Annotated in this window: 22 protein-coding genes; 11 read left to right on the top strand and 11 right to left on the bottom strand. The window is 44.6% G+C overall.

Going from position 1 to position 24,644, the window contains the following annotated elements; all coding sequences use genetic code 11:
- Positions 1-131: 131 nt before the first annotated feature.
- The 3 genes from ABDV94_RS06790 to ABDV94_RS06780 are packed head-to-tail and all read right to left on the bottom strand — an operon-like array spanning position 132 to position 3,471.
- On the bottom strand, positions 132-2,204 hold the full coding sequence (locus tag ABDV94_RS06790; protein ID WP_343605887.1) for a hypothetical protein: 2,073 nt from the start codon (positions 2,202-2,204) through the stop codon (positions 132-134).
- Positions 2,191-3,018 carry a type IX secretion system membrane protein PorP/SprF gene (locus ABDV94_RS06785; RefSeq protein WP_343605885.1) on the bottom strand — a complete coding sequence of 276 codons (828 nt, stop codon included), beginning with the start codon at positions 3,016-3,018 and terminating at the stop codon, positions 2,191-2,193. The genes ABDV94_RS06790 and ABDV94_RS06785 overlap by 14 nt, the downstream gene beginning before the upstream one ends.
- 3 nt (positions 3,019-3,021) lie before the next feature.
- A complete protein-coding gene (locus tag ABDV94_RS06780; RefSeq protein WP_343605883.1) occupies positions 3,022-3,471 on the bottom strand; it encodes a hypothetical protein in 450 nt (149 codons plus the stop codon).
- Between the two features lie 62 nt (positions 3,472-3,533).
- Here ABDV94_RS06780 and ABDV94_RS06775 point away from each other — a divergent pair, with 62 nt between their 5' ends.
- Positions 3,534-4,643, top strand: coding sequence for a PHB depolymerase family esterase (locus ABDV94_RS06775; protein WP_343605882.1), 1,110 nt, complete (start codon positions 3,534-3,536; stop codon positions 4,641-4,643).
- 54 nt (positions 4,644-4,697) lie between these two features.
- Here the strand turns inward: ABDV94_RS06775 and ABDV94_RS06770 are convergent, their stop codons facing one another.
- The 4 genes from ABDV94_RS06770 to ABDV94_RS06755 form a co-directional block, all read right to left on the bottom strand.
- On the bottom strand, positions 4,698-4,925 hold the full coding sequence (locus ABDV94_RS06770) for a hypothetical protein (RefSeq protein ID WP_343605880.1): 228 nt from the start codon (positions 4,923-4,925) through the stop codon (positions 4,698-4,700).
- 172 nt (positions 4,926-5,097) lie between these two features.
- Positions 5,098-6,273, bottom strand: a complete 1,176-nt coding sequence (locus ABDV94_RS06765; RefSeq protein ID WP_343605879.1) for an OmpA family protein — start codon at positions 6,271-6,273, stop codon at positions 5,098-5,100.
- Between the two features lies 1 nt (position 6,274).
- Positions 6,275-7,312: a uroporphyrinogen decarboxylase gene (hemE, locus tag ABDV94_RS06760; protein ID WP_343605877.1), complete on the bottom strand. Its 1,038-nt coding sequence runs from the start codon at positions 7,310-7,312 to the stop codon at positions 6,275-6,277.
- A 91-nt stretch (positions 7,313-7,403) separates the two neighbouring features.
- Entirely contained in the window at positions 7,404-8,078 is a 675-nt protein-coding gene (locus ABDV94_RS06755) for a uracil-DNA glycosylase (RefSeq protein WP_343605875.1), read from the bottom strand.
- Positions 8,079-8,133: 55 nt separating this feature from the next.
- Between ABDV94_RS06755 and ABDV94_RS06750 the strand changes: the two genes are divergently transcribed.
- Entirely contained in the window at positions 8,134-9,030 is an 897-nt protein-coding gene (locus ABDV94_RS06750; RefSeq protein ID WP_343605873.1) for a PorP/SprF family type IX secretion system membrane protein, read from the top strand.
- 112 nt (positions 9,031-9,142) lie between these two features.
- Positions 9,143-10,747 carry a peptide chain release factor 3 gene (locus tag ABDV94_RS06745; RefSeq protein WP_343605871.1) on the top strand — a complete coding sequence of 535 codons (1,605 nt, stop codon included), beginning with the start codon at positions 9,143-9,145 and terminating at the stop codon, positions 10,745-10,747.
- 99 nt (positions 10,748-10,846) lie between these two features.
- On the opposite strand, the gene ABDV94_RS06740 is transcribed toward ABDV94_RS06745, so the two are convergent.
- On the bottom strand, positions 10,847-11,284 hold the full coding sequence (locus ABDV94_RS06740) for a type I restriction enzyme HsdR N-terminal domain-containing protein (protein ID WP_343605869.1): 438 nt from the start codon (positions 11,282-11,284) through the stop codon (positions 10,847-10,849).
- A gap of 141 nt (positions 11,285-11,425) precedes the next feature.
- Here ABDV94_RS06740 and holA point away from each other — a divergent pair, with 141 nt between their 5' ends.
- The 4 genes from holA (at position 11,426) to ABDV94_RS06720 (ending at position 14,215) form a co-directional block, all read left to right on the top strand.
- Positions 11,426-12,424, top strand: a complete 999-nt coding sequence (holA, locus tag ABDV94_RS06735) for a DNA polymerase III subunit delta (protein ID WP_343605867.1) — start codon at positions 11,426-11,428, stop codon at positions 12,422-12,424.
- Positions 12,424-13,104: an RsmE family RNA methyltransferase gene (locus tag ABDV94_RS06730; protein WP_343605866.1), complete on the top strand. Its 681-nt coding sequence runs from the start codon at positions 12,424-12,426 to the stop codon at positions 13,102-13,104. Before holA ends, ABDV94_RS06730 begins: the two co-directional genes overlap by 1 nt.
- Before the next feature lie 4 nt (positions 13,105-13,108).
- The gene (locus ABDV94_RS06725; protein ID WP_343605864.1) at positions 13,109-13,768 is read left to right on the top strand and encodes a DUF4159 domain-containing protein; all 660 of its coding nucleotides are present in this window, start codon (positions 13,109-13,111) and stop codon (positions 13,766-13,768) included.
- A 198-nt stretch (positions 13,769-13,966) separates the two neighbouring features.
- Entirely contained in the window at positions 13,967-14,215 is a 249-nt protein-coding gene (locus tag ABDV94_RS06720) for a GlsB/YeaQ/YmgE family stress response membrane protein (RefSeq protein ID WP_343605862.1), read from the top strand.
- A 55-nt stretch (positions 14,216-14,270) separates the two neighbouring features.
- Here ABDV94_RS06720 and argS read toward each other — a convergent pair whose 3' ends face one another.
- Positions 14,271-16,166 (bottom strand): arginine--tRNA ligase, encoded by a 1,896-nt coding sequence (argS, locus tag ABDV94_RS06715; RefSeq protein ID WP_343605860.1) that lies wholly within the window; start codon positions 16,164-16,166, stop codon positions 14,271-14,273.
- Between the two features lie 297 nt (positions 16,167-16,463).
- Positions 16,464-17,417 (bottom strand): arginase, encoded by a 954-nt coding sequence (locus tag ABDV94_RS06710; RefSeq protein ID WP_343605858.1) that lies wholly within the window; start codon positions 17,415-17,417, stop codon positions 16,464-16,466.
- Between the two features lie 118 nt (positions 17,418-17,535).
- On the opposite strand from ABDV94_RS06710, the gene ABDV94_RS06705 reads away from it, so the two are divergent.
- The 4 genes from ABDV94_RS06705 to ABDV94_RS06690 all read left to right on the top strand — a co-directional run bounded on the left by ABDV94_RS06705 (position 17,536) and on the right by ABDV94_RS06690 (position 22,334).
- Complete coding sequence (locus tag ABDV94_RS06705; protein WP_343605856.1) at positions 17,536-18,228, top strand: hypothetical protein; 693 nt, start codon at positions 17,536-17,538, stop codon at positions 18,226-18,228.
- 1 nt (position 18,229) lies between these two features.
- Positions 18,230-18,871: a hypothetical protein gene (locus tag ABDV94_RS06700; protein ID WP_343605854.1), complete on the top strand. Its 642-nt coding sequence runs from the start codon at positions 18,230-18,232 to the stop codon at positions 18,869-18,871.
- 76 nt (positions 18,872-18,947) lie between these two features.
- Positions 18,948-21,500: a DNA translocase FtsK gene (locus tag ABDV94_RS06695; protein WP_343605852.1), complete on the top strand. Its 2,553-nt coding sequence runs from the start codon at positions 18,948-18,950 to the stop codon at positions 21,498-21,500.
- Between the two features lie 195 nt (positions 21,501-21,695).
- A complete protein-coding gene (locus ABDV94_RS06690; protein ID WP_343605850.1) occupies positions 21,696-22,334 on the top strand; it encodes an outer membrane lipoprotein carrier protein LolA in 639 nt (212 codons plus the stop codon).
- 99 nt (positions 22,335-22,433) lie between these two features.
- On the opposite strand, the gene ABDV94_RS06685 is transcribed toward ABDV94_RS06690, so the two are convergent.
- Positions 22,434-24,440, bottom strand: a complete 2,007-nt coding sequence (locus ABDV94_RS06685) for a dehydrogenase E1 component subunit alpha/beta (protein ID WP_343605849.1) — start codon at positions 24,438-24,440, stop codon at positions 22,434-22,436.
- Positions 24,441-24,644: the final 204 nt, after the last annotated feature.

The following is a 24,644-nucleotide window of genomic DNA, read 5'->3' as shown; positions in this document are numbered from 1 at the left end:
CAGATGAAGAGTAATAATTTAGTTACATGTTACATGTGTGCTATATGTGGTTTATTTTCCCGTGGAAGTTCGCAGAAGAATGATATAAACTTTATGCCTTCGCACCTTTGTGGTTCATTTCGTGCATTGGATTAAAAATTAACTCTTAGCTGAACGGTAATGTCTGACTTTTTAGATCCTTTGATTTCTTCCGCTCCGGAACTCAACACATTTTTGTTCGAATAAAGGTAAACGCCGTATCGTACCCAGAGATTGAAATGTTTCAGGAAATTGTACCGGATGAGCGCATAAGCGCGCGATCCCTGGTAGTAATACGCCGGAATGGAAAAAACGTATTGTGCATTGTTTTCAAAGGTGTAAATACGCGAATCATAGCTATCGGTGTCAAAAAGAGCGTAGCGAAGCGTCAGGTCGAAGGGAAGCTTAGGAGGTTTGAAGAGGAAATCCTGCGTAAAAATCCATCCGTCTTCGGGAGTATTGCTTTTCCGGTTGATTGTGACGTATTCGAGTCTGCTTTTGATGGTGAAACTTTCCAGTACTTTATAGGATAAGTTGAGACGGTAATTATTCTGAACCACGTTTTCGATTTCAGTAATGGTTCCGTCCGAATCGCGGGAATTCTTTTGTCTGACCTGTTGCCGGAAGCGTGCATAGAGTTCGAAGACCTTGTTTGGCTTGTAGGTCGGTTGAACTAAAAATTCATACCCTTTGGAAGGAGCGTCAACCTGGTATTTCAACCACGGAAAACGGAATAAGTCGATATAAGAACTAAGTGACCAGGCCGGAGCAAGTTTCAGCTTGATACCTGTGAACAATCCTTTTTCGTTCTGCGTGCTGCTTCCTTCCGAAAAACCGTTGTTATAGAAGGTGTAATATCCCTTGGCATAATTGCGGTAAATCACGGAAATCGAAACGCTCGGATCCAGCATGGCCATCAAACCGTAGAGCTGCGCAAAGGATTTGGAATGAGTACTGTAGGAAACCTCACCGAAAAAGTTGAAGTTCCTGACCACGAAATTGTAATCACCGCTAATGGCTGTCGTACTTTTCCCCCGGAATGCATACAAATTGTAGGGAATGGTATCGCGTTGCAGAGGTTGGTTGTATTGCTGGTTAACCACGGCAAGTCCGGCATTGAAGCGTGTCGAGTTGTAGCTCAGGTAATTCCCGATGACTTGTTCCGTCAGGCGGTTTTTCTTAGCGATTTCACTATTCGTACGGTGTAATCCGGAAAGATCAATGGTTGTGACAAATTCCAGGTCGTCAGTCAGTGAATCTGCTATTCCCGAACCATCTGCTTTTTTGTGGCTGTAGAAGGCGAGCAGATTCCACTTTTTGTACCCCAGAATGGCCGCCCCGCCCCGGAAGAACCGGTTTTCATCTACTGAAGTGTATGGTCGAAGCAGGTTCGCCGCTTTTTTGGCAGAGAAAATATCCGCACTTTTTCCGAAGGCATAGCCGCTCCAGGTATTGAGTCCCTGACCGATTTGAATTTGATAATCTCCGGCTGCAACTGCGCGCAGGTATTTTCCGCCTTTGTAAAAGGCGTGAAAAGAGTAAAAATCGAACCCGTTTTTCTGGGAACCCTTGAAAAATTCCTCCCCGGGATCTTTTTCTGCCGTTATTCCCAGGCTGATATTCGTCCGGTAGGTGTAGCGGATGCGGGTGTAGTACCTGTCCGCATTTCCGTGGTAATACCCGTTCGAATTGTTGAGAATCGAATCAGAAACCTGGTCGTAGCCTTTTTTGCGTTCCGGAATGCGCTGGTATCTCAGGAACCATTCTATTTTCCCGTTTTTAATGGCATCTTTGAAGGTAATGTGGACATGATCCAGTCTGTCATCTACCCGTACGAAAGGCAAAACGAGGTAAATGGTGTTCAAATCCCAGTATTTCAACGATTGAAGCTCGTAAATACTGATAAATTTCCCAAAACGTTCCACATGCAGCAGCACATCGGTAATTTGTACTTCCGTCAAAAGCCCCAGTGAACGCAATTCGTCCGGATTGGTATTGTTCAGGTTGATCGGATTGTCGAAAAAGTAGTTCAGTTGATCAAAGATATTTGTCAGATCCAATTCTTCCGATTCGGCCTGTTCCGCGATGAATTCCACCCGCTGCTGGATAATCTCGTTTCGTTCCTGGCTAAAAGACCATCCTGCAAAAGCAGTAGAAAAAATAAGGAAGAGTTTAATCTTTCTCATGCTTCTTAAATTGATAATTCAACCCGAAGTTCGGAGTCCACCCGAGTGTTTGGTGATATTTCGAACCGAGATCAATAGAGAATCCCGCCACCTGGTAACCGAATCCCAGAGCAAATTCTACCGGTGCGCTTTGTGCTCCCAAACGAATGAAAAACGGTTTTGTCGGCTGGTATTCCAATGCTCCGCGGAACGAGATTTTGGTCATGACTTGTTTTTCAACTTCTGCGTAAATGGATACTTTTTTGGAGGGTTTGTAACTGCATCCCGCGCGGAGAACAGTTGCAAAACGATCTGTGAGCGGATTGATCTGTTGTCTTCCGATGTTCATGACGGAAAACCCGATACTCCATTTTTCCGAAACTTTGGCGAGTAATCCTGCTTCAATGGTTCCGCTGGTGGTCGAACCGTAATTTCCACCCAGCCTCAGGGTTTGAATGTTTCCCTGAACCCCGACCTGGAGAAAATCTGTGAATTTCAGGCTGTACCCGGCTCCTGCACGGGTGTTCCGGAACTGTTCGTAACCGAAAAATTGTGCTCCGACAGTTATGACGCCTACTTTCAACGGAATTGCAGCTGCTAAAGCCTGCGTTTGAAGTTCCCTGGTTAGAAACCGCGATTCGTAATAAGCACCTATTGAAAGATTTTTAATGGAAGCCGCCGCTCCGGGATTGTGGTGATAAGCCCAGACGTCATCCAAACAGACACTCGTATTGGCTAATGAAGCAGACCGCGCTCCGACGGGATTCCATCCCTGGGAAAAAGCGTGAAAAGCGGAATGAGTGAATAATAGTAGAAGTAGTAAGAGTTGTTTCATGCGCTATTTTGAAAAAAGCCGCCTTTTCAGCGGAATCTTTTGTTGAAAATAATCATCCTCAGTCAGGAAAAACCAGTTGTTGCCTCCGTCCGAAGAAACAGCATACAATTCGTAGTTTTTGTTCCGTTCTTCGTAAGATTCTTTATTTACCGTATACTTTCGTTCGATCCATTTGCCTTCGCTTTTCATATCGCGAAACAAGGGATCGTTAAAAGACACTTCGTTTTCTCCTGATTGATTGCTAAAATGAGTAATAAAGCTGGAATCTCCAAGTGAAGTGTAATATTTTACCACCAGCGGATGTGTGAGCCCCGCATATTCCAATGTGTTGTTGTCGTTATGCGCTTTGATGAATTTTGAAAGTTGCTTGTTCAGGCGGTTTTCCTGTTCTGCCGAAATGGTACAGGAGCAGATAAGAACAACGGCAACCAGGAAAGATGAAAATTTTAACACCGCTTGTACAATTTTTGATTGAGACTAAATTAAATAATTTATTTTTGGATAAATAATCTACTATGAACAAAATCTTTACACTACTATCCCTGTGGGCCCTGGGAACTGTTCCGGTTTTCAGCCAGCTTACGAATGAAACTATTTCGATCAACGGAGTCAGCAGATCGTATAAATTGTATGTTCCTGCCGGGTTTAATGCCCAAACGGAGAGTCCGGATATGATTATTATCATGCATGGTTTGGGGGGAACGAACGCCGACATGGTTGCTGCCGGATTCAACAACATTGCAGATACGGCACGTGTGATCACTGTTTATCCGCAGGCGTTGAATAACAGTTTCGGAATGGCGGCATGGAACAACGGAACCTTGCTGGGAAGCACGGCAGATGACATTGGTTTTATGCACGCCTTGATCAACCGCGGACTGACTGATTTTAATGTGAATCCGGCACGCGTCTATGCTTCCGGGTTTTCAATGGGATCGATCATGTCTCATCACATGGCTTGTTCGATGAACAATCGGATTGCGGCAATCGGAGCGATGTCTGGAACAATGGCAACATCGGATATCAGCTCCTGTGTACCGGCATACAAAACACCGGTGATTCACCTGCATGGTACTGCCGACGGAACAGTTCCTTATAGCGGAACGGCATTGCCTTCGCTGAGTTTGGTTTCGCAGACAATGGATTTCTGGAAAGGAGTTCATGGTTGTGCGGCAACTGCTGATTCTACGCGGCTTCCTGATACCGGAACAGATACCATCACGGTAGACCGTTTTGTATATGATAACTGTAATCCGGTGGGATCCTTGGAATTGTGGAGATTCAACGGAGCGGGACACGTTTATTTGTATAAGCCGGTTAACGATATCGAAGAAATGATCGAAGTATGGTGGTTTTTGAGCCGATGGAGTCACCCGAATCCTTCTACGTTGGATGTGGCAGAAGCTTCTGAAAACTTATTTCAAATCAGCCCGAATCCGTCAAATGGAATTTTGAAGATCACCAGTAATTTTGCCGGAGAAGTGCAATTGGTTGATTTGAACGGTTCACTTGTTTCCGAACAGCGCATTTCGCAGGGAGTGACGGAATTGGATTTCAGTTCGGTTAAAAAAGGAATTTACCTGATCCGGGTCGGAACGAAAACGACGAAAATGGTGTTAAACTAATTTCAGATAATCCCATGACAAGGAAATCCATTCGTCTCAGGCGGATGGATTTTTTTATTGGAAGTAAGCCGTGATTTCGTCCGGACTCATTTCCGTGAATGAAAACTCACAGGCAATCATGTCCCGGATGCGTAGTTTTTCAGGATATTGAACCGCCTGAATGGATTGATATTGCGGTTTTCCGTTCAGGAGAGATACTTCGATGAACAAATCCGGACTTTCGATTTTGTAGTACCTGCCGAAGCCTTCTAGTTTCCGGTAGATGGGGTATGTTTTTTCCATTGATTTTGTATGTTTGGTTGCATGTTCGCGATATTGCATACAGCCCGGTGCTGGCAAACTTTTCGGAGGAGGTGATCGTCAGTATTGATTGGAAAAGCGACACGCCTCAAAAAGAAAACCACCCGCGATTGACGGATGGTTTTCAGATATGTTTATGAACTTGTAACGGTTCTTAGTTCACTTTGAAGACAACTCTTCGTCCTTTTGCCAGTTTCAGATCATCGTCATCTGACTCCTTGATTTCAGGACTTGGAACGTCGCTTCCTTTGCTTTCTGATTTCAATCGGGAAGCGTTGATTCCTTTCGAGATGAGGTATTCTTTTACCACCTGGTTACGTTTCGTATCCATATCGGCGTAGAAATCTTTCTTTTCAGCCAGTTTGTCTTCCTCCGCATTGTTGTGACCGCTCACAGTGATAGTCATGGAAGGATTTTCCGTCATCACTTTCGCTACGATATCCAATGCCGCTTTTGCCTGGTTTGTCAGGAATGTTTTCCCGAACCCGAAGTAAATCTCTTGTTTTTCGATACGGTCTTTGGAAGACATTTTATCGTTATCCGCAACCTGCTTCATGTATACGGTTGTAGACAATTCGTTTTTGTCTTTGTCGTCCGAGTAACAGTTGCAGTCGTCGTCTTTATCCAACATGGTCACGACCACGTCATCGATGTAATAGTAAGCAACTACAATCTGGTTGATTTTAGAATCTTTCGGCTTCTTGTTTGTTTCGTATTTCGTGTCCTGGTCGGAAGTAAAGTTCCCGATTGTCAGGAATTTTTCACCACCTTCCGCTTTGTAGGTAGCACATACTTTTTCCCAGTTGTAAGATGCATTGAACACTTTATTGTCCGGGTGCAGAATTTGCGTTTTATCAATCAACGGAACTTTCTGATCCGTACCGAATTCTTTTTTAGAAATATTTGCTCCAATCTGGTTACATGCATATTTGGATGCTTCAGACATGGAAACGTAGAATGAAATACAGTATGTAACATCTTTTTTCAAAGGCGTTTTCAACTTGGTCATCAGGTACGTTCTCGGTAGTTTATTTCCGTAGGAGAACGCAACGATACCTGCATAGTTTTCACCTTCTTTCGGGGATTCTTTCCCCATGGCATTTTCAGGGGCACCAATTTCAGGTACTTTTGAATCGCTTAAGAAATAGTCTGCTCTGGCACCTGTAGGAGATTTCCATCCTGTGGCTAAATCAATCTGACCCAATTTTTTCGGTTTTCCCGAATTGGATTCAAATCCTCCGTTGTCTACCAGGTTTTCTTCTTTCTGCGCTCCTGCAATAAAAGGAAGCCCGATTAAAGCGCTCAGTGCAACAAGTTGTTTGAGTTTCATACTATTTGGTTTCATAAGATTTTACAGTTTTAATGAATGTTTTAACCTTTTCAGGATCGACATCCGGATAAACTCCGTGGCCTAAGTTAACAATATGTCTTTGATTTCCACCGAACGAATTTAACATTTTTATTGTTTCTGTTTCAATACTTTGGTGAGAACCGTAGAGCGCACACGGATCCAAATTCCCCTGGATCGTTCGTGCATTGCCAATCAAAGAGCGCATGGCAGGAATATCCATGTTCCAGTCGAGCCCGATCGTGTTACAATCCAATTTTGCCAGCGCAGGGATCGAAGTAATGGCACCTTTTGAGAACAAAGTCACAGGAACTTCCTCAATCGCAGAAGCGATCTGAGCCAGGTAAGGAGTGGAAAACGCTGCATACTGCTCGGTTCCCAAAATGCCTGCCCACGAATCGAAAATCTGTATCATACTTGCTCCGGCTTTGATCTGCGCTTTTAAATAAGCGATCGTAACATCTGTGATGTGCTGTAACAATCTGTGTGCCAAATCGGGATTGGTATACAAAAGCTTGCGTGCTTCACTGAAGGTTTTTGAGCCGTGTCCTTCCACCATATAGCAGAGAATGGTCCACGGAGCACCTGCAAAACCGATCACCGGAACGCGCCCGTTTAGTTGTTTCACCGTCAGTTTGATTGCTTCGAGCACATATCCCAAACGGTCTTCTACGTCGAAATCAAATTCCAGTCGTTTGGCCTCTTCTTCCGAGCGGATGGTATGCTCAAACCACGGACCTCTTTTTTCGATCATCTGGTATGGAATATTCATCGCTTCCGGAACGACCAGGATATCTGAAAAGATGATCGCTGCGTCTACGTCCAGGATATCAACCGGCTGAATAGTTACTTCCGCTGCCAGCGTAGGGTTTTCAACCAATTCCTTAAATCCGCTCACACTTTCGCGTACCGCTCGGTATTCCGGTAAAATTCGTCCGGCCTGACGCATCAACCAAACGGGGTATCTTTCAATATCTTCGCCTTTTGCAGCGCGTAAGATCAAATCATTTTGCAAATTCATCGATGCAAAAATACAGTTTTATGAGAAGTTAAAAGGGAGAAGTTAAAAGTGAAAACGTAAAAAAATTTTCAATTCTCCATTATAAATTATTCTATGTCCACTGAATAGGCGTTTCTCCCCGTTGCGTTAAAATCTCATTGATTTTGGAAAACGGCTTGCTTCCGAAAAAGCCCCGGTAGGCAGACAATGGAGACGGATGGGGAGCTTTCAGGATAAAATGCCTTTTCGGATTCACCCGTGCTGCTTTTGCCTGAGCGGGAGAACCCCACAAAACGAAAATAATACCTTCCAGTTCACTATTGATTGTTTCAATCACTTCATCGGTGAATTTTTCCCAGCCTTTGTTAGCGTGAGACATCGGTTGTCCTTCGCGCACCGTTAGCAAGGAATTCAACAACAGAATGCCCTGGTTTGCCCAATGATTCAAATCGCCGTTCGGAGGAGCCGGAATTCCCAAATCGTCTTCCAGTTCCTTGAAAATATTCTGCAAACTTTTCGGTAAAGGACGCACGTGTGCATCGCAGCTGAAACACAATCCGTGTGCGTGACCTCTTGTCGGATAAGGGTCTTGTCCCAGGATCACCACCTTTAATTTGTCAAACGGACAACTGTCGAACGCCCGGAAAATGTATTTTCCTTCCGGGAAGACATGACCTGGGAACTGCGTGTATTCCTGTTTCACAAACTGAACCAGGTTTTCAAAATAGGGAGCATCAAATGACTTCTGAAGTGCTTTTTCCCACGACGGATCAATAGAAACTTTCATTTGACGAATATAATTAATCTATTTTTCTTACGTTCGCATGCAAAATTGAAATGCAATGAAACTGAAACAAACCTGGATCGTCATCACTATTTCCATTGGATTTTCCATCTTGTCCAATGCGCAGCAAGAACCGCGAAGTGCTTTTTTCTGGAACAACTACATGCACACCAACCCGGCAATGACGGGAGCAATCTATCAGCATCAGGCCAATGTACAGTGGAGAAATCAATGGGTGAATACAAACGGTGCTCCGACTACTTTGTGGGCCAATTATGCGATGAAACTCGATTCAATCAACAGCGGAGTTGGTGTGAGTTATGAGTACGATGTGATTGGGTTGAACAGATCCCATACAGCTTTGCTGTCTTATGCGTATCATCTGCCGATCAAAAAAATGTGCTTGTCTGTTGGAGCTTCTGCCGGGCTTAAAACCATGCGTTTAGATGCATCTGAACTTGTTTTTTCGACACCGGTGCCGGCTTATGAAACCCGGAATTATAACCCGGTTTTTCAATGCGACCTTGGAGTGGCACTGCATGCGGAAAGATGGAATGTCGGGATCAGCGTGACCCAATTGAACGGAGCAAAATTCAAAGATCCGTATCTTCCGTATAAGAATGCGGCGCATTTGTGGGTCTTTGCAGATTATACCTTTTTGCTGGGAGAAAAATGGAAATTAACGCCAAGACTTCAATCATACAGCGATGGTAAAACACTGTGTTCAACCTTAGCTGCAGTGGCAACCTGGAAGGAGCGTTTGTGGTTCGGAGGAACAGCAAGTGTTCCGGTGAATCAGGGGAGTTATAACATCGGGCCGATGATCGGTTATGACATTGCCGGAAAATTCAGACTGGGATATGCCTACGAATTCAGAATCGTAAAATATACTCCGAGTAGTCCGATTGGTAATGATGGTTCGCATGAGCTGATCCTGTCTTATCAGTTAAGATGAGGTTGATTTCAGTCAGTTAAGCGTGATTATGGCAGAAAAAATGCCCTTGCTTTATTCTATTTTTCCCATTCGTGATTTTTGAGCTATTTTTGCACCCGTAAACAAGCAATTTATGAGCAACGAAGTAGAAATTGAAAAACGCAGAACCTTTGGAATTATCTCTCACCCCGATGCCGGTAAAACGACATTGACAGAAAAGCTGTTGCTTTTTGGGGGAGCAATCCAGTCTGCGGGAGCCGTGAAAAACAGCAAGATCAAGAAAACTGCTACTTCGGATTTCATGGAAATTGAAAAACAACGTGGAATCTCCGTTGCGACTTCCGTGATGGCTTTCCAGTATTCCGGGAAACAGATCAATATCCTGGATACTCCTGGTCACAAGGACTTTGCGGAAGATACCTATAGAACCTTGACCGCGGTCGACAGTGTAATCCTGGTGATCGACTGTGCGAACGGGGTGGAGGAACAAACCAAACGCCTGATGGAGGTGTGCCGCATGCGTAAAACGCCGGTAATCATCTTCATCAATAAAATGGACCGCGACGGAAAAGATCCGTTCGAATTGCTGGATGAGCTGGAGTCTTCGCTGGATATCCAGGTACGTCCGCTGGCATGGCCAATCGGGATGGGAGACCGCTTCCAGGGTGTTTACAACATTTACGACAAGAATATCAACTTATTTGCGGCAAATAAAACCAAGATTTCAACCGATGTTGTTTCCATTTCGGACATTAACAGTGCTGAATTGGACGAATTGGTTGGAGAAAAACCAGCATCCGAATTGCGGGAAGAATTGGAAACGGTTGAAGGAGTGTATGATCCTTTTGACCGCGAAACATACCTTTCAGGAGATGTAGCGCCAGTATTCTTCGGTTCTGCTGTAAATAACTTCGGGGTGAAGGAATTGCTGGATGCCTTTGTGCGCATTTCACCTTCACCGAGAGGACGTGAAGCCGATACGAAACGCATTGAGCCTTCAGATAAGAAATTTTCGGGGTTTGTATTTAAAATCCATGCGAACCTGGATCCGAAGCACCGCGACCGTATTGCGTTCCTGCGCATCGTTTCCGGGAAATTCGAACGCAACACGTTCTACAATCACGTGCGTTTGGACAAGAAATTCAAATTCCCGAACCCGACTTCCTTCATGGCACAGGATAAGAGTGTGATCGATGAAGCATATCCGGGAGACGTAATCGGTTTGTACGATACCGGGAACTTCAAAATCGGAGATACACTGAATGAAGGTGAAAACTTCATGTTTAAAGGAATTCCAAGCTTTTCTCCGGAATTGTTCCAGGAATTGGAAAACCTCGACCCGATGAAATCCAAACAATTGGAAAAAGGGGTTTCCCAGTTGATGGACGAAGGAGTTGCCCAATTGTTTATTCAGCAGCCGGGGAACCGAAAAATCATCGGGACGGTCGGACAGCTTCAGTTTGAGGTAATTGCATACCGTTTGGAGCACGAATACGGCGCGAAATGTCGTTTTGTACCACGCAACTTCCACAAAGCGTGTTGGATCACAACCGAGAACGAAGAGCAATTGCGCGATTTCATGCGAGCAAAAACGCAGTATTTGGCAAAAGATAAAGATGATAACCTGGTTTTCCTGGCGGAAACGTCATTCCTGCTTCAAATGGCAGAAAAAGATTACCCGGATCTGACATTCCATACAACGAGTGAGTTTAAGCTGGATGCGAAATACGCCAACTAATTGAGAATTATTAAAGACATTAAGAGTCAGGAGTCATGACCTAATCCTGGCTCTGAGAGTCTGGTCTCTATTTTTCAATTTTAACTTTTCAATTCTCAATTATAACTCCGGAAGTTCTTCCAGGTACACATCGGGTTTACTGCATTCCACGATCACGTGGTTCATTCCGTTGGTCATCCAAAAGAAGGAAGCTTTGCTTTTCTGAATGTAATTGCTGGTCTGAAGAAATACTTTTTCGTCCAGGTTGATTTCCGGCGCTTTGCACTCAATGATCAGTTTGGCATTGCCGAACGAATCTGTAACAACGACATCGCAGCGGCGATTTTGTCCGTTGATTTTCAGTAAATGTTCGCTGTTGACCCGTTCGATGGGCGTGTTTTTGTAGTGGATGAGGTAGTGGATAACGTGTTGTCTGACCCATTCTTCAGGAGTGAGCAGTAGTTTTTTCCGGCGTACGATACACCAAACGAAAAACTGCTCGTTCTCTTTCGATAATTTTAACTGTGCCGGAGGTAAGTTTAATGCGGGATAAGACATCAGATAAAATTACGAATTATGAGAATGCCGAATTACGAATTTATTCGACCTGAGCGATGAATTTTTTCGTTAATGGTATTATCGGCGAAGAAAATCCCCGTGTAATTCATCATTCGTAATTCGTAATTCGTAATTTTGAGTATGGATTACAAAGCGCTTCTGAAAGACATCAAGGCCGGCTCATTTCAGCCGATTTATGTGCTGCACGGTGAAGAACCGTATTTCATTGATGTGCTTTCGGATGCGATCATTGAAAACGCAGTCGACGAATCCGAAAAGGATTTCAACCTGGCGGTTTACTACGGAAGGGATATCGACATCACGGCTTTGATGAGCGAAGCACGCAGCTTTCCGTTTATGGGAACGCGAAAAGTAGTCGTAGTACGTGAAGCACAGGATTTGAAAGACCTGTACGAACTCGAAAAACTGCTTCCGAATCTCGTGGAAACGAACATCCTGGTACTTTGCCACAAATACAAAGCACTCGACGGAAAACGGAAATTTGCCAAAGAGCTGGCGAAGTACGGAGTAAACTTCAAATCGGAGAAAGTCAAGGATTACAACCTCACCGAATGGATTGCGACGTATGTACGTTCCGAAGGATTTGAGATTACCTCGAAAGCTGCTGCATTGCTGGGCGAATTTTTAGGAAATGACCTGTCACGGATTGTAAACGAACTCGAAAAACTGGCCATTGTACTGGAAAAAGGAACCCGGATTTCAGATGTTCACATCGAAGAAAACATTGGGATTTCGAAAGATTACAACGTGTTTGAGCTGGTAAACGCTATCGCCGTACGTGATTCATTGAAAGTTTTCCAGATTGCAGATTACTTCGAGAAAAACCCGAAAGACCATTCGATTATTGTAGTGATTCCGTCTGTTTTCAGGTTGTTTACGAATATGATGCGTGTTCATTTTGCTCCGAATAAAAGCCCGGAAGCCATTGCGTCATCCGTTGGTCTGCATCCGTTTGTGGCAAAAGAACTGATTCGCAACAGCCCGAATTACCCGCCGAAAATCCTGGCGCGCAATGTCGAAATTCTGCATCATTACGACCTCAAAGCCAAAGGAGTAGGGAATAGTTCTACTTCTGACGGACAATTACTCAAAGAAATGCTGGTTCAAATCCTCAACTGATGAGACGTTTTTTTCTCTTACATATCCCAGATTCGGAAACATTCCACCTTCCGGAAGAAGAATCCAAGCACGTAATCCGCGTTTTGCGTTACGAGCAAGGCGATCAATTCCTGTTGCTGGATGGCAAGGGACTCATCGTAACAGCAGAGGTTGTCGATGCGCATCCCAAAAAATGTTTGGTGAAAGTGGTTTCGAAAGAACTGAAAAAACGCGACGGAAATGGATTTCACCTGGCCATTGCGCCGACGAAAAACCTCGACCGGATGGAATGGATGGTGGAAAAAATCGTGGAGGTCGGAGCAACGAAAATTTCGTTCCTGAACTGTGAACGTTCCGAACGCATACAGTTGAAGCTGGATCGCTTGCAGCGTGTAGCGATTTCGGCTATGAAACAGGCACAGCATGATTTTTTACTCGAGATAGAAGAACTGCAAAATTTTGCTGATTTTGTGGCAAACAATCCAAACGGAGGCATTGCACACTGCATGGATGGTGATAAGAAGGCAGTTCAGCAGTTGAGTCATCATTCCCGCATCCTGATCGGTCCGGAAGGAGACTTCAGCGAAAAGGAAGTAGCTCTGGCTTTGAAACATGGCTACGAAGCCGTACATTTGGGAGAATCACGTCTCAGAACCGAAACCGCCGGAATGGTAGCTTGCGTTTTGGCAATTAACAGCTAATGAAATGAAATCGATTGTTTTTGTTTTTACACTTTTAGTCAGTCTGACTTCGATGGCACAGGGTAGTTATCAGATTGCCTTTTTGAAATACAGCGGAGGAGGGGATTACTATGCAAACCCTACGGCACTTCCGAACCTGGCGCAATTTTGCAACGTGAATCTGGGAACGACTATTTCGAAAGAAACACCGTATGTAGATGTCGGAAGCCCGGAACTGAGCCTGTATCCGTTTATCCATATGACCGGTCACGGGAATGTGGTTTTTTCCCTCACAGAAGCTGAAAACTTGCGAAATTACCTGTTGGGAGGCGGTTTTCTGCATATCGATGACAACTACGGAATGGATAAATTCATCCGCGATGAACTGAAAAAAGTATTTCCCAATAATTCACTGGTCGAACTGCCGTTTTCGCACCCGGTTTTTCATCAGAAGTACGATTTCAACGGCGGCTTGCCAAAGATCCACGAGCACGATGGAAAACGTCCGCAGGCTTTCGGAATCATCATTGACGGAAGACTTGTCTGCCTGTATACCGTAGAAACCGATTTGAGTGACGGTTGGGAAGATCAGGCTGTGCACAACGACCCGGAAGAAAAACGCAAACAAGCTCTTCAGATGGGAGCGAATATCCTGATGTACGCCTTTTTGGGAGGAACGAACTAAATCTGTGTTCCATTTTTCAGTGTCCTGTCCTGCGCGAAGCGTATCGGGACAAGGACATTCATTGAAAAAAACGCCTGCTTCTCGATACGCTTCGCGCTCGAAGTGACGGTTTTTTCACCCTGTTAACGAAAGCTAAAATCCTTTTAATCCTGATTCATTTTGGTTAAATTACCCTTATTCACATTAAAAACGAATCTTATGAGTTGGGTATTGGCATTGATAATAGGAGGTGTGGCCGGTTGGCTCGCCGGAGCAATTATGGATAGTTCCAGAGGTGGTGTACTTTTCAATATCGTACTTGGAATTTTAGGTGGTGTAGTCGGAACCTGGTTGTTCGGATTACTCAACATTTTTGCTTCAGGAAGCATTTTAGGAGTCTTATTGACCGCAACTGTCGGTGCGATCGTAATTATAGTCATCGCCAGGTTGTTTACCGGTAAAGTATAAAAGAGGATATAAAAAGAGGGTACGCAATGCATCGCGTACCCTCTTTTTTATTCAGTTACATTCTGTTCGGAACCTCAATTCCTAACAATAGCATCGAACTTTTGATCACTTTTGCTACATTTTTGCTTAAAGCCAGACGAAGTGCTTTCTGCTTTTCATCCGTTTCACTCAAAATGGTGATGTTCTGGTAGAATTGATTGTACAATTTGACCAATTCATACGTGTAATTCGCAATTACGGACGGAGCATATTCTTTCGCTGCTTGTTCGATCGCTGCAGGATACAATACCAATTGCTTGATAATTTCCTTTTCAGCATCACCCATTGCGGTTTCCGTATCGAGTTCAAACGCCGCTGCTTTCGCAAGCAATGATTGAATACGGGCATGAGCATACTGGATAAACGGTCCGGTGTGACCATTTAATTCAATTGATTCTGCCGGGTTGAACAGCATGCGTTTCTTCGGGTCGACTTTCAGTAGGTAATATTTCAAACCACCCATCCCGATCAGTTTGTACAAATGCTCGCGATCAGTATCCGTCATTCCGTCCAGGTGACCCCGCTCCGAAGTCATTTCCTTCGCGCTTTCGATCACTTCGTCCATCAGGTCGTCGGCATCTACAACGGTTCCTTCACGGGATTTCATTTTCCCGGTCGGAAGATCAACCATTCCATAGGATAAGTGGAAGCAGGATTTTGCCCAGGAATACCCCAGTTTATCCAGGATCAGGAACAACACTTTGAAGTGGTAATCCTGTTCGTTTCCTACGGTATAAATAATTCCGGTCAATCCCGGGTAATCATTGAAACGGTCAACGGCAGTTCCCAAATCCTGTGTCATATACACGGATGTTCCGTCGGAACGTAGCAATAGCTTGTGATCGAGCCCTTCTCCCGTCAGATCGATCCAAACCGAACCGTCTTCTTTTTGGTAGAAAACACCTTTTTGCAATCCTTCGTTTACGAGGTCTTTCCCCAGGATAAAGGTGTCGGATTCGTAGTACAAACGATCAAATTGAACTCCCATTTTCTGGTAAGTTTCCTCAAATCCGCTGTAAACCCAGCCGTTCATAGTTGTCCAGAGCAGGTACACTTCCGGATCTCTTCCTTCCCAGCGAACCAGCAAGTCTTTTGCTTCTTTCAGGATGGAAGTTTCGTTTTTCGCCAGTTCCTTGATCTTATCGTCGAGTGCTGCAACGGCTTTTTCGTCTTTCCCTGCTTTGGCTTCGGTAAACTCGTGGAATTTCGCAACGGTTGTTCCCGGGAAACCTTCAAATTGCCCGGCATTCCACTGCGCAATGATTTCCTTTACTTCCGCATTGAAGTGCTTGTCGAATTCCACGTAGTATTTTCCAACCAGCTTGTCGCCTTTCATTCCGGTATTTTCCGGGTTTTCGCGTTCTCCTTTTTCATTCAGCGGAGAGAATTTCTGCCAGGCAAGCATGCTTTTGCAAATGTGGATTCCACGGTCGTTAATGATCTGTGTTTTAATCACTGGATGCCCGTAAGCTTCCAGGATTTTAGCAACGGAATACCCGAGGAAGTTGTTGCGCAAATGTCCCAAATGCAGTGGTTTGTTGGTATTCGGTGAAGAATATTCCACCATGATCTCCGGCTTCGAATTTTTAGCAGCCAATCCGAAATCTGCATCGGAGTTGATTTCATGCAATTGCTGTGTCCAGTAACTGTTCGGGAAGCTCACGTTGAGGAAACCTCCGATAATCGAATAATCGCGGATACAGCGTACATCGTCCCTTAAAAAATCACCCAACACTTTTCCAATTTCTTGCGGAGATTTTCCGGCAAGTTTCATCAAAGGGAACAACACCAGTGTAGTGTCTCCTTCGAATTCTTTTTTCGTTTTTTGAAACTGAATAAGCGAGTCGGAGCAATCGAACCCAAACAATTCGTTGGATTTTTCAATGATCGCCGACTTGATTAATTTTTCCATCAGGACTGTATTATTTAATTGAAAATTTAAAATGGAAAATTGAAAAGTTAAGAATCTGTGTAATCAGGGAAAGTCCGTCATTCTTGGTATTAAGTCCAACTCTCCCTTTTCCATTCTCAATGATCAATTCTCAATTATTCATGTGACAAACACGGGTTCTAACTAAAGAAAAACCGTTTCCGTCGTGTTGTTTAAATCATTGTCTTATAGTTGAAAAGTCTGAACAGATGTGCTTCGAAGAAGTCCCGGCTCTTGTCTCCGATAGTCTTCTTCTTGTCAATTCTCCATTCTCACTTTTCACTTCTCTAAAGCGGCAGTCACGGATTCCAGTAACGAAAAGGCCGTTTCTGCCATCGTATTTAATTTGTTGTCCAAACACGGATTGACTTCTACGAACTCAATACACGTTGTTTTGGGGTCTTGAGCCAGCAAAGTTAATATTTCTTGTGCTTCATCGGGAAAAATCCCGTTTCCAACCGGAGTTCCTGTTCCGAAAGACGTCACTTCCGGGTCCATTGAATCTACGTCGAATGATACATAAATGGCATCACAGGCTTCCAGTTGTTTCAGAACCTGGTTTACGATTTCCTGCGAACCTTCTCTGCGAAGTGCTTCAACCGTATGGTTGGTAATGTTATTTTCAGCAATCAACTGGTCTTCTTCGTGTTCAGTATCCCGCACCCCGATAAAGATGAGGTCTTCCGGGTTGATTTTCGCGCTTCCGGTGTATTTGAATTTCAATTCATCCCAGATACGGGTTACTTCATCGGAAGGAGTATTTCTCCGGTAAGCGAGGTTGTCGTTCCCTAATGAAAGGCTCAAGGGCATTCCGTGCATGTTCCCGGAAGGTGTGGTGTAGGGCGAGTGCAAATCTCCGTGTGCATCAATCCAGACTACACCCAATCGTTTTTCAGGGAAAGCGGCTTTGATCCCCGCAATGGTTCCGGCAGCCGAACCGTGGTCGCCAGCCAGGATCAACGGAAAAGATCCCCGTTTCAGAATGGATTGTGTTTTGTCGGCAACGGCTTCAAAAACCTGTTTATATGGAAGAATGTTTTTAGCAAATTCGGTTGTGCTGGTTTGGTCAAGAAAATGATTGAAATCCGGTAAAGGGTGAAGCGGGTAGGCGCTGAAATAAGGATTGTCTGTTTTTCGTGCAGCCGTCATAATCGCTCCGGGGCCTAACGATGCACCTCTTGTTCCGGCTGTTAATTCTGAGTTGTTTACAATGATTTCAATTTTTCGATGCATAACAAATTGTTAATACGGCAAAAATACATATTTGCTTTCGTCTGAATCGCTTAAGTTATTCAAGGGATCGAAACCTTTTCAACAATTTTCCGTATCGCATTCATGTTAAAGACCTTATATGTTCGTAAAGCGCTCAGCAATACTTTTTGGAATCTGCTTGCTTTTCCTGGCATCCTGTGCTCCCAAAAAGCCGCTTGTCAGGGAAGGAACGATCATTTATTCAGTAGATTACCCGAACTCGAAAAAGAATGCGTTCCTCTACAGTATTCTTCCCAAAGAAGTGGAAGTGAGCTTCCTGAACGGGGTTGTGAGACATGACGTCAGCCGGGCCAATCTTCAGAATATTGTACTGTTCGACTGTAACCAAAAACAAGTTGAGATTTATTTTCAATACGGCGAAGAAGCTTTTAAAACAAAATTGACCCCGAAGGAAATGCAAAACATGCTCCGCGATCAGGCAACATACGACATCCGGTTTACAGATGAAACCGATACGCTGGCCGGATTCCAGGTCAAAAAAGCCATTGCCCGCGGGAAGAAAAACAAATCGGATGTCATCACACTCTGGTACACGGAAGAGATCGGCTTGAAAGATCCGAACTGGTACAATACCTTTCACGCCGTTCCCGGAGTATTGCTGGCTTATTCGATTGATCGTTTCGGAATCCGGATGGATTACCGGGCGAAAAAGTTTATCCCGAAAATGGATCAATCCAAAGAACGTTTGTTTACTTTGCCGGCTAAAGGAACGCATATCACCTACCGTGAGTACGACCAGAAAATGAATAATCTCTTTGCAACTTTTGAATAATATGTCCCGAATTCTCTGTGCGATTTTGATCGTTTTGACCACTTTTTTATCTCATGCCCAGCAACCGTTTTCGGGTGTCCTGAAATACAAAGCCAGTTTGCTGGCTCCTGATACCAATGCGGTGATGCGGTCCTGGGGGGTTAAGCTCTATACCAACGACACGATTGTGCGGGTGGAAACGGAAACGGAGCAGTTCGGAGTGCAGGTTTATATCCGGAATATGCATCTGAACAAAGCGTATTTGCTGCTTCAGCTTGATGGAGAAAAGTATGCCATTCAAACAGATTTGTCTAAAAAAACAGACTCTATTACCGACAAAGGATATACGGTGAAGAAAAAATCCGGATCGAAGAAAATTGCCGGGGTGAAGGCGCGGAGATACTTTGTGAAAGACAAAAACACAGCCGGTTTTTACTGCTATTTCGCCAAGAAAATGCCGAACAAATACCTGCAGGTTTACCCCGAAGTGAGCGGTTTGGCAGTCGATTATTACATTCCTTCCCAGGACGGACTGATTCACTACGAACTGGTGGAAAAGAAACCGGAAACGCTTTCGCGGGATCTTTTCGGAATTCCTTCGGATTACAAGCGGATCAGCTTTGAGGAATTCATGCATATTTTTTATCAGAATAATGAACAGTAGTTTGTTTATAGTTAAAGCGTAACCAATCATTCAAAGCGGCTTTATGTCCTTATCTTCGTAAGATACTTCGTGAAGAATGGCATTGGAAAACGAATACAGGCAAAAAGGCGAACAAGAGGCAGAAGAAAAGATCAAGAAAAATCCGAAGGCTGGCGTGAAAAAAGAACGCAAGTCGACGGATAATGCTTTGCTGGATCGCCTTCTGAACCGTTTCGACAAAAAAAGATTCAAGACAATTATGGGGATCGCCATGGTGCTGTTCTCCTTCTTCACGTTCCTGTCTTGTTTTTCCTATTTCTTTACCTGGAAAGCAGACCAGGATCGTGTACTCAATACTTCTTTGTTCACATTTCTTTTTGACGGAAACCCGCTGCCGGTAGAAAACTGGCTGGGGAAATTCGGAGCCTGGATGTCGCACCTGTTCATGTACCGCTGGTTCGGAATTTCTTCGTTTGCCATTTCCTTCATCATTTTCCTGATCGGATTCAAGTGGACACTGAATATCTTGCTTCTTCCGATCCGCAGATCGATTGCCGTTGCGGCTTTGTTCATGGTGTGGAGTTCCATCTTCCTCGGATTTTTTGTTGAACACATTGATTATTTGGGAGGAACCTTCGGATTTACCATCAACCAATGGTTAAAACTCACAGTAGGCGGTTTCGGAAGTTTTATCGCGATCGTTTCCCTGTTGTGGATTGTACTGGTAGTTTTGTTCAACGCTGATATTGTGTCGTGGTGGAACAAAGCCAAAGGTGCGAAAGAATCGTTTTTTGAAGACGATCATCAGCCGCTTCCGGCAAATACCGTTTCCGATATTCACGTGGTGAACACGATCCGCGAAGACCAGATCAAAGCAGATACCCGTGCAGAAGAAGTGGCTTTTGACGAAGACGAGGAGGAAGAAATTGAAGAAGAGGACGAAGATTATGGCGACGGCGAGGACGACAGTTTCATCGTCATCCAGTCCGGAGTAGAAAAAATGCCGGAACCGGAAATCCCGGTGCTGGAACCGATCGTGGAAGAAGAAGAGGAGGAAAGTGATTTCAAAGTAAGCATTGCAGCAACAGATGCCACGCTTTCAGATGATGAATTTAATTCCATTCGCCAGGAATACGGTGATTACGATCCTACTTTGGATTTGGCAGGCTACATGCTGCCTCCGATTGATTTATTGAAAGATTATGGAAACGGACAGGTATCGATCAACAAACAGGAGTTGGAAGACAACAAAAACCGGATTGTTGAAACGCTGTCTCACTACAAAATAGACATTGCAAAGATCAAAGCAACGGTCGGGCCTACGGTGACGCTATACGAGATCGTTCCGGCTCCGGGTGTGCGGATTTCGAAAATCAAGAACCTGGAAGATGACATTGCACTGAGTTTGTCTGCCCTTGGAATCCGGATCATTGCACCGATTCCCGGGAAAGGAACAATCGGGATCGAGGTTCCGAACAGCAAGCCGGATATGGTTTCCATGAAATCACTCATTGCTTCGGAAAAATTCCAGAATTCGGATTTCGAACTACCGATCGTGATGGGGAAAACGATTACCAACGAAACCTATACGTTCGACCTCACCAAAGCGCCTCACTTATTGGTTGCCGGTGCTACAGGACAAGGGAAATCCGTTGGATTGAATGCCATCCTGGTTTCAATCCTGTATAAAAAACACCCGGCTCAGGTGAAGTTTGTACTGGTCGACCCGAAAAAGGTGGAATTAACGCTTTACAACCGCATCGAACGACACTTCCTGGCAAAACTTCCGGGAGAAGAGGATGCGATTATCACGGATACTTCCAAAGTGGTTAATACGCTGAATTCTCTCTGTATCGAAATGGATGCGCGCTACGAATTGCTGAAAGAAGCACAAGTGCGAACCATCAAGGAATACAATGCGAAATTTATTGCCCGCAGATTGAACCCGGAAAAAGGACACCGTTACCTGCCATATATCGTGGTACTGATTGATGAGTTCGCTGATTTGATCATGACTGCAGGTAAAGAAGTGGAACACCCGATTGCCCGTTTGGCGCAGTTGGCCCGCGCGATCGGAATCCATTTGATTGTGGCAACGCAGCGTCCGTCAGTGAATGTGATTACCGGTATGATCAAGGCCAACTTCCCGGCGCGTATCGCGTTCCGCGTATTGTCGAAAATCGATTCACGTACCATTTTGGATTCTTCCGGAGCAGATCAGTTGATCGGTCGCGGGGATATGCTGATTTCACTCGGGCAGGATTTGATCCGCGTACAGTGTGGATTCGCCGATACACCGGAGGTTGAAGATATTTGTAAGTTTATCGGGGAGCAGCGCGCATATCCGGGAGCGTTGATCCTGCCGGAATACGTAGGAGCAGATGGTGGTGAAGACCGCGATGTGGACCTGGATGATATCGATTCGATGTTTGCCGAGGCTGCGCGAATTGTGGTCATCAACAACCAGGGATCGGCTTCCTTGTTGCAGCGAAAACTGAAATTGGGTTACAACCGTGCCGGACGTATTGTGGATCAGCTGGAAGGATACGGCATTATCGGGCCATTCCAGGGAAGTAAAGCCCGCGAAGTACTGTTTGGCGATCTGGAAAGCCTGGAAGAGTACCTGCGCTCGAAAGGAATCACGAATTGATTTTCTTTTATGTTTGGTTCATCCTTCGACAGGCTCAGTATGTTAATAGTTCAAATGTTTTGACCTTAAAACAACTTTTCCATTCTTCATTTTCAATTTTGTATTTTCTTTTTAACAGAAATCTAACAGCATTTTTTAAGCCGGATGCATGAATTGTGGCACAATTTCTGATATTTGCACAGAAATTTGTGAAACATGAAATACTTAATTATTTGCTTAACTCTATTGGGAAGTACCTTGTCATACAGCCAGGACGCAAAGGCTGACGCTATTCTGGATAAAGTTTCGGCAAAAATAAAAGGACTGAAAACCTTCTACGTAGAATTTAGCGCAACCATTAAAAACAGTACAAACGGAACGAATTCCAACTTGTCCGGGAAAGGATGGGTAAAAGGAGATAAATACTGTGCAACATACGGTGAAACAACCTTGATTTCAAATGGTTTGAAAACCTGGAGTATCGTAAAAGAAGAGAAAACGGTGTATGAAACGGATGCTTCCGGAAGTGATGAAGAATCGATCAACCCAAAGAAATTAATGACGATCTGGGAAACCGGTTTCAAAAGCAAGTACGAGAAAGAAGAAACATTGAACGGAGAGAAAGTACACGTAATTTACCTGTACCCGAAAAACCCGAAAAAAGCGAATTACCACACGATTGTTATCTACATTTCAAAAGAAGATAACGAATTGAAAAAAGCGATCATGAAGTCAAACGACGGTACGGTTTCTACGTTTACCATGACGAAGTTTACTTCTAATCCGGCTATCGAAGACAGCAAGTTTGTATTCGACAAATCAAAATACCCTGGTTATACGGTGGTAAAAGACTAAGAAGAAAAATTGATTTATTACGAAAAAAGTCGGGGCGGAAAATTTTCCGCCCCGACTTTTTTATTCCAATTCCCTGCTGGTTATTTCAGATTTGATTTATCAGAACTCATACAATTCAACCAGCGCTTTTTTGAAGCGTTCTGCCGGAAGGAATTGTTTTTCCAATGCTACTGCAAACGGAACCGGAGTATCAAGCGACGCCACGCGTTTAACAGGTGCATCCAGTGCATCGAAACAGTTTTCATTGATCAATGCAACGATTTCACCACCGATTCCACCGGTCATACAGTCTTCATGCAAGACAATTACTTTCCCGGTTTGGCGCACTGCTTCGTAGATCGTTTCCGTATCCAAAGGCAAGAGCGTTTTCAGGTCGATGAGGTTGGCAGAAATCTCAGGATGCGCATCCAGAGTCTCCATTGCCCAGTGAACTCCCAATCCGTAGGTAATGATCGTTAAATCGTCTCCTTTTCGCACATATCCAGCTTTCCCGATTTCCGTTGTGTAGTAATCGTCGTGAATATCTTCGCGGATGCTTCGGTACAGGAATTTGTGCTCGAAGAACAGAACCGGGTTCGGATCTTCGATCGCTGCATTCAGCAATCCTTTTGCATCACCCGGGAATGCCGGGTAAACGACTTTCAATCCCGGAGTATGGAAGAACCACGCTTCGTTACTTTGGCTGTGGAACGGTCCTGCGGCTGTATTTGCTCCGGTAGGCATACGCACAACCACATCGGCATTTTGCCCCCATCTCCAGTGAATTTTAGCCAGGTTATTGACGATCTGGTTGAATCCGCAGGTTACGAAATCTGCAAACTGCATTTCAACAACCGCTTTCATGCCGCTGATGGACAATCCTAAGCCTGTCCCTACGATCGCCGATTCACAAAGTGGCGTATTGCGCACACGTCCTTTTCCAAATTGTTCTACAAAACCTTCTGTCACTTTAAATACACCTCCGTATTCTGCAACATCTTGTCCCATGATGACCAATTCCGGGAAACGCACCATGCTTTGTCTCAGGGAATCCGAAACGGCATCAATCAGTCGTTTTTCAGTTTTGGAACTGCTTGCAGGAGCAATTACTTCTTGCGTATATGGAGCGTAAAGATCGTTTAATTCTCTGTCGAGATCTGCTTCAATCGGGCTTTCAGCAAAAGCAATGTCCAATCCTGCCTGGATTTCGTCTTTGATTTCCTGGTGAACCTGTGCAACGAGTTCTTCTGTTAGAACGCCTTGCTCCAGCAGGTATAGTTCGAAGTTCGCAACCGGATCTTTTTTCGCCCATTCGTCCTGAAGACCATCCGGGTAGTATTTTGTTCCGGAAGCTTCTTCGTGTCCGCGCATACGGAACGTCATACATTCCAACAGGAATGGGCGAGGTTTCTGGCGGATTGAATCGGCAATTTTGCGCACAGTGCGGATCACTTCCAGGACGTTGTTTCCGTCAACCTGGAACGCATCCATTCCGTAACCGATTCCTTTGTCGATAAATTGTTTGCAGCGGAACTGCTCGTTGCTTGGAGTAGATAGTCCCCAGCAGTTATTTTCGATGGCAAAAATCACCGGAAGTTCCCATACTGCCGCTACGTTCAGCGACTCGTGGAAATCTCCCTCGGATGCTCCACCGTCGCCGGTGAACACGATGGTTGCCTGGTTGTTTTCTTTCAGTTTGTTTGCCAGGGCAATTCCGTCAGCAATTCCGAGCTGAGGCCCCAGGTGGGAAATCATCCCCACGATATTATAATCTTTTGCTCCGAAGTGGAACGAACGGTCGCGTCCTTTGGTGAATCCGGACATTTTTCCCTGGAATTGGGCAAACAAACGACTTAATGGAATTCCCCTGGTTGTGAAAACACCCAGGTTGCGGTGCATCGGAAGGATAAACTCTTCCTGTTTCATCGCGTAAGCCGAACCAACTGAAATTCCTTCCTGTCCCCATCCGGAGAACCATTTGGAAATTTTCCCCTGGCGCAGCAAAATCAGCATTTTTTCCTCGATTAATCGCGGCTTGGCCATTGCTTTATAAATGGTAAGCAGTTCGTCGTTTTCGAAACCGGTTCGATCGAAATCAATCAATCGTTTTGTCTTTTCTTTTTCCATAATAAATATCGCACGCAAATGTACTTTAAATTGAAAAGTGAAAAGTGAAAAATTGAAAAAAGGAAGGATTTATGATTACGAATTGGTCGGTTCGAGTGCACAGCGTATCGGGAACGACAAGAGTAGTCCAGTTATTCTCGAGACACCTCCGTTGTACTTTGGTACTCGAACTAACTGGAAATGGGGTGTTGAAACAAAAAAAAA

Origin of the sequence: Fluviicola sp. (genome assembly GCF_039596355.1) — a bacterium.
GTDB lineage: Bacteria > Bacteroidota > Bacteroidia > Flavobacteriales_D > Crocinitomicaceae > Fluviicola.
This window is presented reverse-complemented; position numbering and strand designations above follow the sequence as displayed.

Coding starts and splice junctions, on each gene's coding strand:
- ABDV94_RS06790 (WP_343605887.1), bottom strand. CDS start 2,204: ATGAGAAAGATTAAACTCTTCCTTATTTTTTCTACTGCTTTTGCAGGA.
- ABDV94_RS06785 (WP_343605885.1), bottom strand. CDS start 3,018: ATGAAACAACTCTTACTACTTCTACTATTATTCACTCATTCCGCTTTT.
- ABDV94_RS06775 (WP_343605882.1), top strand. CDS start 3,534: ATGAACAAAATCTTTACACTACTATCCCTGTGGGCCCTGGGAACTGTT.
- ABDV94_RS06770 (WP_343605880.1), bottom strand. CDS start 4,925: ATGGAAAAAACATACCCCATCTACCGGAAACTAGAAGGCTTCGGCAGG.
- ABDV94_RS06765 (WP_343605879.1), bottom strand. CDS start 6,273: ATGAAACTCAAACAACTTGTTGCACTGAGCGCTTTAATCGGGCTTCCT.
- hemE (WP_343605877.1), bottom strand. CDS start 7,312: ATGAATTTGCAAAATGATTTGATCTTACGCGCTGCAAAAGGCGAAGAT.
- ABDV94_RS06755 (WP_343605875.1), bottom strand. CDS start 8,078: ATGAAAGTTTCTATTGATCCGTCGTGGGAAAAAGCACTTCAGAAGTCA.
- ABDV94_RS06750 (WP_343605873.1), top strand. CDS start 8,134: ATGAAACTGAAACAAACCTGGATCGTCATCACTATTTCCATTGGATTT.
- ABDV94_RS06745 (WP_343605871.1), top strand. CDS start 9,143: ATGAGCAACGAAGTAGAAATTGAAAAACGCAGAACCTTTGGAATTATC.
- ABDV94_RS06740 (WP_343605869.1), bottom strand. CDS start 11,284: ATGTCTTATCCCGCATTAAACTTACCTCCGGCACAGTTAAAATTATCG.
- holA (WP_343605867.1), top strand. CDS start 11,426: ATGGATTACAAAGCGCTTCTGAAAGACATCAAGGCCGGCTCATTTCAG.
- ABDV94_RS06730 (WP_343605866.1), top strand. CDS start 12,424: ATGAGACGTTTTTTTCTCTTACATATCCCAGATTCGGAAACATTCCAC.
- ABDV94_RS06725 (WP_343605864.1), top strand. CDS start 13,109: ATGAAATCGATTGTTTTTGTTTTTACACTTTTAGTCAGTCTGACTTCG.
- ABDV94_RS06720 (WP_343605862.1), top strand. CDS start 13,967: ATGAGTTGGGTATTGGCATTGATAATAGGAGGTGTGGCCGGTTGGCTC.
- argS (WP_343605860.1), bottom strand. CDS start 16,166: ATGGAAAAATTAATCAAGTCGGCGATCATTGAAAAATCCAACGAATTG.
- ABDV94_RS06710 (WP_343605858.1), bottom strand. CDS start 17,417: ATGCATCGAAAAATTGAAATCATTGTAAACAACTCAGAATTAACAGCC.
- ABDV94_RS06705 (WP_343605856.1), top strand. CDS start 17,536: ATGTTCGTAAAGCGCTCAGCAATACTTTTTGGAATCTGCTTGCTTTTC.
- ABDV94_RS06700 (WP_343605854.1), top strand. CDS start 18,230: ATGTCCCGAATTCTCTGTGCGATTTTGATCGTTTTGACCACTTTTTTA.
- ABDV94_RS06695 (WP_343605852.1), top strand. CDS start 18,948: ATGGCATTGGAAAACGAATACAGGCAAAAAGGCGAACAAGAGGCAGAA.
- ABDV94_RS06690 (WP_343605850.1), top strand. CDS start 21,696: ATGAAATACTTAATTATTTGCTTAACTCTATTGGGAAGTACCTTGTCA.
- ABDV94_RS06685 (WP_343605849.1), bottom strand. CDS start 24,440: ATGGAAAAAGAAAAGACAAAACGATTGATTGATTTCGATCGAACCGGT.